This window comes from Tomitella cavernea (assembly GCF_016599145.1).
In the GTDB taxonomy this organism is placed as follows: domain Bacteria; phylum Actinomycetota; class Actinomycetes; order Mycobacteriales; family Mycobacteriaceae; genus Tomitella; species Tomitella cavernae.
The window spans coordinates 1-5,986 of record NZ_JAENKO010000093.1 but is presented as its reverse complement, the minus strand read 5'-3'; the positions used below and the strand labels follow the sequence as shown (position 1 = coordinate 5,986).

The following is a 5,986-nucleotide window of genomic DNA, read 5'->3' as shown; positions in this document are numbered from 1 at the left end:
CCGTAGCACACTCACAAGCGCACCGCCCCCAGCCCCTTCCGGGCTTGGGAGCTGCTCTCGCCGCTCCGGCCCGACCAAAGTTACGCCCACCCCCACCCAAACACAAATCCCCAGGTCAGAAACCATCTGCCGTCCCGAACGAGGTCGTGCATGGCGCTGCCTCGGGGTGACGACCCGCAGTCACCGAAGTACCGGTCCGCCCACTGGTGCAATACAGATCACGCTCCAGATAGCCGCGGCCACATCGTCGGGCCGAATGGCCACGCGCTGGTGCACGACGGCGATCACTCCCGCGGGATCTCGTGTGCGGCATCTACCGGCGCTGGCGCCGGCGACGACGCGCGACGAATACTCGCGCGATCCACGGACATCCCTGCCGCCTCGGGCAGCCCGGAATGTGCGCGGACGGCTGTCGCAGCGGCGAGATCGTCGGCCACTGTCATCGCCGGCCGCTCACCAGACCACGACCGACTTTCGGTCGGCACAGGGCTGTAGCCGGTCGGCCGGCTCTAACGCGCGCAGAGCACCTCCCCCGGTCGGTCGCGCACGCCGACTACCGTGTACACCGTCGGCGGGCCGCGCTGCAGTGCCGCCGCCGACCGGCGCGGCCGGCTCGAGCGTTGACGACGACCGGTACAGGCCTCCTCGCAGTGCCACACCGCCTGCCTGACTTCCGCGCCAATCCCTACGACGAAGGACGCATACAGCGCATGACTGGAAGCACCACTGAGCAGATCCATCACTCGCTTTTCTCGAACTTCAACGAGGGCGTGAACGGCCCAGCCGACCACGCCCCTGTCCCGCCGCGCCGCGGTGGCGCGCGCTCCGGTGGCGACCGCCGCCGCAGCAACGGAGAATCGCGGCGCCGCTAGCAGCGCGACTTCGTGCTCGACGGAGCATCGGTCGCGTCCAGGGAGCGTTGTCCAGGAGAGGACGGGTGTAAGTACCGTTTCACGACCTGACCAGTCTGCGAGGCGGTACGGGACCGCGCCCGTCTAGTGCAGGTGTATCGCCTACCGACCGGATCCACGCCAAGATCGACGCCCTGTTCGCTGAAGGGCGCGATCGGCCGGAGATCCTGGAGGAAGCCGTCCGCCGGAGCACCCAGCTGCTCCTGCAAGCCGCCCTGGAATCCGAGGTCACCGAGTCTTTGGGCCGCGAACGCTATCACCGCGCCGCCACCACGCCGGACACGGCGGAGGGCTCGCGTGACGGGCACCGGCCGGTGACCGTGAAAATCGCCAGCGGGACGGTCACGCTGGAGCGCCCGAAGCTGCGCGGTACGACCGAGAGGTTGGCGTCCCGGCTGTTCGGCAAGCACGTCACCCGCAACATTGCCCTGGAATCGTTGGTGATCGCTCCGTTCGTGCGCGGCCTATCCATGCGTGATGTCGAGACCACTCCGGCCGACGCCCTCGGGGACCAAGCCGCCATCTCGAAGTCCACGGTGGCGACGGTGTGTCAGGCGATCCGCGACGAATACCAGCAGCTGCCTGATCCACCGGCTGCGCAACATCGCCGCCAAGACCCCCACCGGCATGCAACCGGAGATCCGCCACAGCTACTGGGCGATCATCGATACCAACGGTCTAGACGTCTCGCCAGGACCCAGCCTCGTCGAGGCGGTCGACCAGCGCATCACCGCGTTCCGCGCCGAGTACCGCGATGTGTATCCGACGGTGATGCTGATACTGGACACCGACCGGGCGGGCCTGAGGGTGTGTCTGCAGTGTTCGCGCGAGCATCACGTGCGCATCACGCATTCGAACTTCATCGAGCGCGCCTTCGGGGAAACGAATAGGCGTACGAAGGTCATCGGCCGGTTTCCCGGCGAGACCAGCGCCGTGAGCTTGGTGTGGGCCGTGCTCGACCGGGCCTCGGCCGGCTGGCCCGGCGTCGCGATGACCCCGGCCGGCACCCGACTACTGCACGACCTTCGTCGCTCACTGCTCGAACCACCGCGCGAACTACGCTCCGCCGTCGGCCTCGGTGATGCCGACGTCCGCGAACGCGCGCCCGCCAGCGCGTAGTCGGATGCACCGCTATGTCAACTCAATTCGGCCTGCGTCACATCGAGTTGACGTAGGAAGGCGGCTGCCGCCGGCGAAGGTCCTTGGCGGCTCCAGATCAGGTGTTCGCTTCGCCTCGGGGCATCAGCGACTTTCACGGCGGTCAAACCCGGCAACTGCGGTACGAACGCCGAGGGCAGCAGGGCGATGCCGAGGTGTTCGCGCACGAGGCGGGCAATCAGGTGCGCGTCGATCACTTCGTAGGCGACGTCGCGGGACAGGCCGGCGGCAGTGAAGGCGGTGTCGCTTTGGGCCCGTCCGGGGCTGCCGGCGGGGAAGTCCACGAAGACCTCGTCGGCCAACTGTTCGAGACTCAGGTTGTGGGCGGTGGCAAGTGAATGCCCGGGCGCCATGACGGCGACGTGGTGGTCGTGGGCCAGGACGTGATCGCGGACCGATGTTAGGGGTGTATCGGTGGGCAGGCCGAGGAATGCGACGTCGCACCGCCCGTCGCTGACTCGCTCGATGAGGGCGTCACTGGCGTCCGTGGTGAGGCTGGCACGAACCTGCGGGTGCCGGTCGTGATACTTGCGTAAGGCCGCGGGGACATCGACGGCGGCGACGGTCGGGATGACGCCCACGGACAGTCGGCCCCGGATCTCCCCTGTGGCACTGGCGACTTCGGCGCGTGCCCGATCGGCGGCGTCCAGGCACTGCCGGGCCGCGGGCAGGAACGCCCGTCCGGCGGCGGTGAGGCTCACCTGCCGGCTGGTGCGGTGAAACAACCGGGCCCCGAGTTCCTGCTCGAGTCGGGCGATTTGATGACTCAGAGCCGACTGCACCACGAAGCAGCGCTCGGCCGCCCGGGTGAAGGTGCCGTGCTCGGCGACGGCTACGACGTATGAGAGTTGGCGAAGTTCCACCCTCACATCGTGTCTGTTCATTGATTCTATGACAACTATGTGTTGGACTCATGAATGGTAAGCGGCTGACGATGGCTGCATGAGCGCCGCAACAATCACCACGCAATCGCCCCCAAAGGCTGGACACAGTGTGCTCGGGCGCACGCTGGCGACCGCCGTAGCGCCGGCCGTGTGGGGCACCACTTACATCGTCACCTCCGAATTGCTTCCGGAAGGGCAACCGCTGTTCTCCGGGTTGGTCCGGGCCCTACCTGCGGGACTGCTCGCTCTCGCGCTCACACGCACACTGCCGCATGGGGCATGGTGGTGGAAGGCGGCCGTGCTGGGCGTCCTGAACATCGGCGCGTTCTTCCCGCTGCTTTTCCTGACCGCTTACCACCTTCCCGGCGGCGTGGCGGCCACCCTGAACGCCACCCAGCCGTTGGTGGTCGCCCTGCTGGCCGTGGTTCTGCTCGGCCAGCGACTGTCGAAATGGCGCCTGGCCTGGGGCCTGGTCGGGATGGTAGGGGTCGCGATGATCGTGCTGCGTGACCAGGCTGCCCTCGACGGCATCGGCATCATCGCCGGCGTGGGAGCCGCGGCGTCGATGGCCACCGGCGTCACCCTGGCCAAACGCTGGGGCCGGCCCGCCGGCGTGGGCGCCATGACCTTCGCGGGATGGCAACTGACCGCCGGCGGCCTCTTCCTCCTGCCCCTGACCCTGGTCATCGAAGGCGTACCCACGAACGTCACGGGGTCCGGCGTGGCCGGCTACCTCTGGCTGGGGCTGATCGGGGGCCTGCTGACGTACACGCTGTGGTTCGACGGCATCGGCCGGCTTCCCGTCACCTCCGCGGCCCTGCTCGGGCTGCTCTCTCCGATCGTGGCCGCCGGACTGGGGGCGGTCTTCCTCGGCCAGCTCCTTGGCCCGATCCAGATCCTCGGCTTCGTCCTGGCCCTCGCAGCGATCGCCGCCGGACAGTTCGACTCCGGCAGCCGCGCTCCCCGCAATCCCACGGACCGGGCATGCACCGACGCCGCCACACGAACAATCGGAAGGAACATCCCATGAAGATCGCCGTGATCGGATCGGCAGGAAGCCTCGGCAGTCGCATCGTGGCCGAAGCATTGCGACGCGGACACGACGTAACCGCATTGACGCGTACCGATCTGGACGCCGCCGACGCCGATGCCGTCACCACCGCCGTACGTGGCCACGACGTCGGCATCGGAGCCACCCGCCCGGCGCCCGGCCAGGAACACCACGCTGCGACCACCACCCGGTCACTGCTCCAAGGGCACGCTGCTGCCGGCGTCCGATTCGTCATGATCGGCGGCGCCGGAGCTCTGCGTACCCCGGACACGGGCGAACTGGTCGCCGACGACCGCCGTTGGGTACCCCAGCAGATCGCTGCGCTCGCCCGCAGCGCGGTCGATCAACTCGATGAGTGCCGCATGGCCACCGGCACCGATTGGACCTACGTCGCTCCCTCAGCGGTCATGGAGCCGGGGCAGCGGACCGGCCACTACCGTACCGGCGTCGACAAACTGCTGGTCGACGAGGGCGGCAACTCCTATGTCTCCATGGAAGACATGGCCGTCGCGGTGGTCGACGAACTCGCGGATCCCAGCTTTCGCGGACAACGGTTCACCGTCGCAACTGCCACGAACTGACCGCCTGAGTTGCACAGGTCAACATTGTTGTAGCGATTGTGGCGGGTAACTGTGCTGGTAGGGGTGGTGCAGGTGCTGGATTCGGGGCACTAATAGGCCGGTAGAATCCGGGGTCGTGGCCGCTTACATCCGCAAGGTGCGCACCGCCTCGGGGGCGACGGCCGTGCAGATCGCGGAGAAGACCGGGGGCCGGCGCAGGATTGTCGAGCATCTCGGCTCCGCCCACACCGACAGCGAGCTCGCCGCCCTGCTCCACACCGCCCGCGGCAGGCTCGAGGCCGGTCAACTGCAGTTGGGCCTGGACTTCGCCGCGCCGACCGATGCGCCCATGCCGGCGGGCGCGCCGTCGGTGATCACCGGCAAACGCGCCCGGTGGCTGATCGCGGCGATCGAATCCGCGTGGCAGCAGCTCGGCTTCGACGTGGTCGACGACGCCGCGTTCTTCCAGCTGGTCCTGGCCCGCATCGTGGAACCGACGTCGAAGTCGGACTCGGTGCGCGTGCTCGGCGACCTCGGCGTCGCCGCCGCCCACCGCAACACCTTCGCCGCGGCGCTGCGGCGGTGCGCCGCCCGCGGCTACCGCGACCTGATCGCCTACCGGTGCTTCGACTACGCCGCCGCCACCGGCGGGCTGTCGCTGGTCTTGTTCGACGTGACCACCTTGTACTTCGAAGCAGAGAAGGAAGACGGGTTGCGCAAGGTCGGCTACTCGAAAGAGCGGCGCGTCGACCCCCAGATCGTCGTTGCCCTGCTGGTCGACCGGTACGGGTTCCCCCTCGAGATCAGCTGCCACGAAGGCAACCACGCCGAAACCCGCACGATCGTGCCGGTAGTGCGCCAGTTCCTGGCCCGCCACGATTTGGAGGACACCGAACTGGTGATCGCCGCCGACGCCGGGATGCTCTCCGCGTCGAACCTGAAAGACCTCGACGCTGCGGGACTGAAGTTCATCGTCGGGTCGCGGATGACGAAAGCACCTGCGGATCTGGCCAGCCACTTCCACTGGCACGGCAACGCGTTCACCGACGGGCAGATCATCGACACCGTCACGCCGCGCAACGCCCGCTCCGTCGTGGGCGACGTGAAGAAGAAGGCGGAGCCGGTGTGGGACCCGGCCGACGAGAAGGCGTGGCGGGCGATCTGGCAGTACCGCCGGAAACGGGCCCGGCGCGACGATCAGACGCTCAACCAAGAGGCCCAGGCCCGGGAAGTCGTCGACGGGAAGCGGGCGGGCAAGCAGGTGCGGTTCGTCAAGGCCAAAGGCGACGCGAAGAGCCTGGATGCGGCGAGTCTGCAACGCGCCCGGGACCTGTCCGGCCTGAAGGGCTATGTGACGAATGTTCCTGTGGCCCTGATGGATCCGGGCGAGGTGATCGGCAAGTACCACGACCTGTGGCATGT

At 68.0% G+C, this 5,986-nt stretch carries 4 protein-coding genes and 1 pseudogene; 4 read left to right on the top strand and 1 reads right to left on the bottom strand.

What is annotated here, in order from left to right; genetic code table 11:
• The first annotated feature begins 967 nt into the window (after positions 1-967).
• Positions 968-2,030: pseudogene (locus tag JJ683_RS19835) on the top strand (transposase).
• A 17-nt stretch (positions 2,031-2,047) separates the two neighbouring features.
• Here JJ683_RS19835 and JJ683_RS18405 read toward each other — a convergent pair.
• Entirely contained in the window at positions 2,048-2,932 is an 885-nt protein-coding gene (locus JJ683_RS18405; protein ID WP_200176256.1) for a LysR family transcriptional regulator, read from the bottom strand.
• Positions 2,933-3,011: 79 nt separating this feature from the next.
• On the opposite strand from JJ683_RS18405, the gene JJ683_RS18400 reads away from it, so the two are divergent.
• The 3 genes from JJ683_RS18400 to JJ683_RS18390 form a co-directional block, all read left to right on the top strand.
• The gene (locus JJ683_RS18400; RefSeq protein WP_200176254.1) at positions 3,012-3,983 is read left to right on the top strand and encodes an EamA family transporter; all 972 of its coding nucleotides are present in this window, start codon (positions 3,012-3,014) and stop codon (positions 3,981-3,983) included.
• On the top strand, positions 3,980-4,585 hold the full coding sequence (locus JJ683_RS18395) for an NAD(P)-dependent oxidoreductase (protein WP_200176252.1): 606 nt from the start codon (positions 3,980-3,982) through the stop codon (positions 4,583-4,585). The genes JJ683_RS18400 and JJ683_RS18395 overlap by 4 nt, the downstream gene beginning before the upstream one ends.
• 115 nt (positions 4,586-4,700) lie before the next feature.
• The coding region (locus tag JJ683_RS18390) for an IS1634 family transposase (RefSeq protein ID WP_200176251.1) at positions 4,701-5,986 on the top strand (1,286 nt) is incomplete at its 3' end.

Coding starts and splice junctions, on each gene's coding strand:
- JJ683_RS18400 (WP_200176254.1), top strand. CDS start 3,012: ATGAGCGCCGCAACAATCACCACGCAATCGCCCCCAAAGGCTGGACAC.
- JJ683_RS18395 (WP_200176252.1), top strand. CDS start 3,980: ATGAAGATCGCCGTGATCGGATCGGCAGGAAGCCTCGGCAGTCGCATC.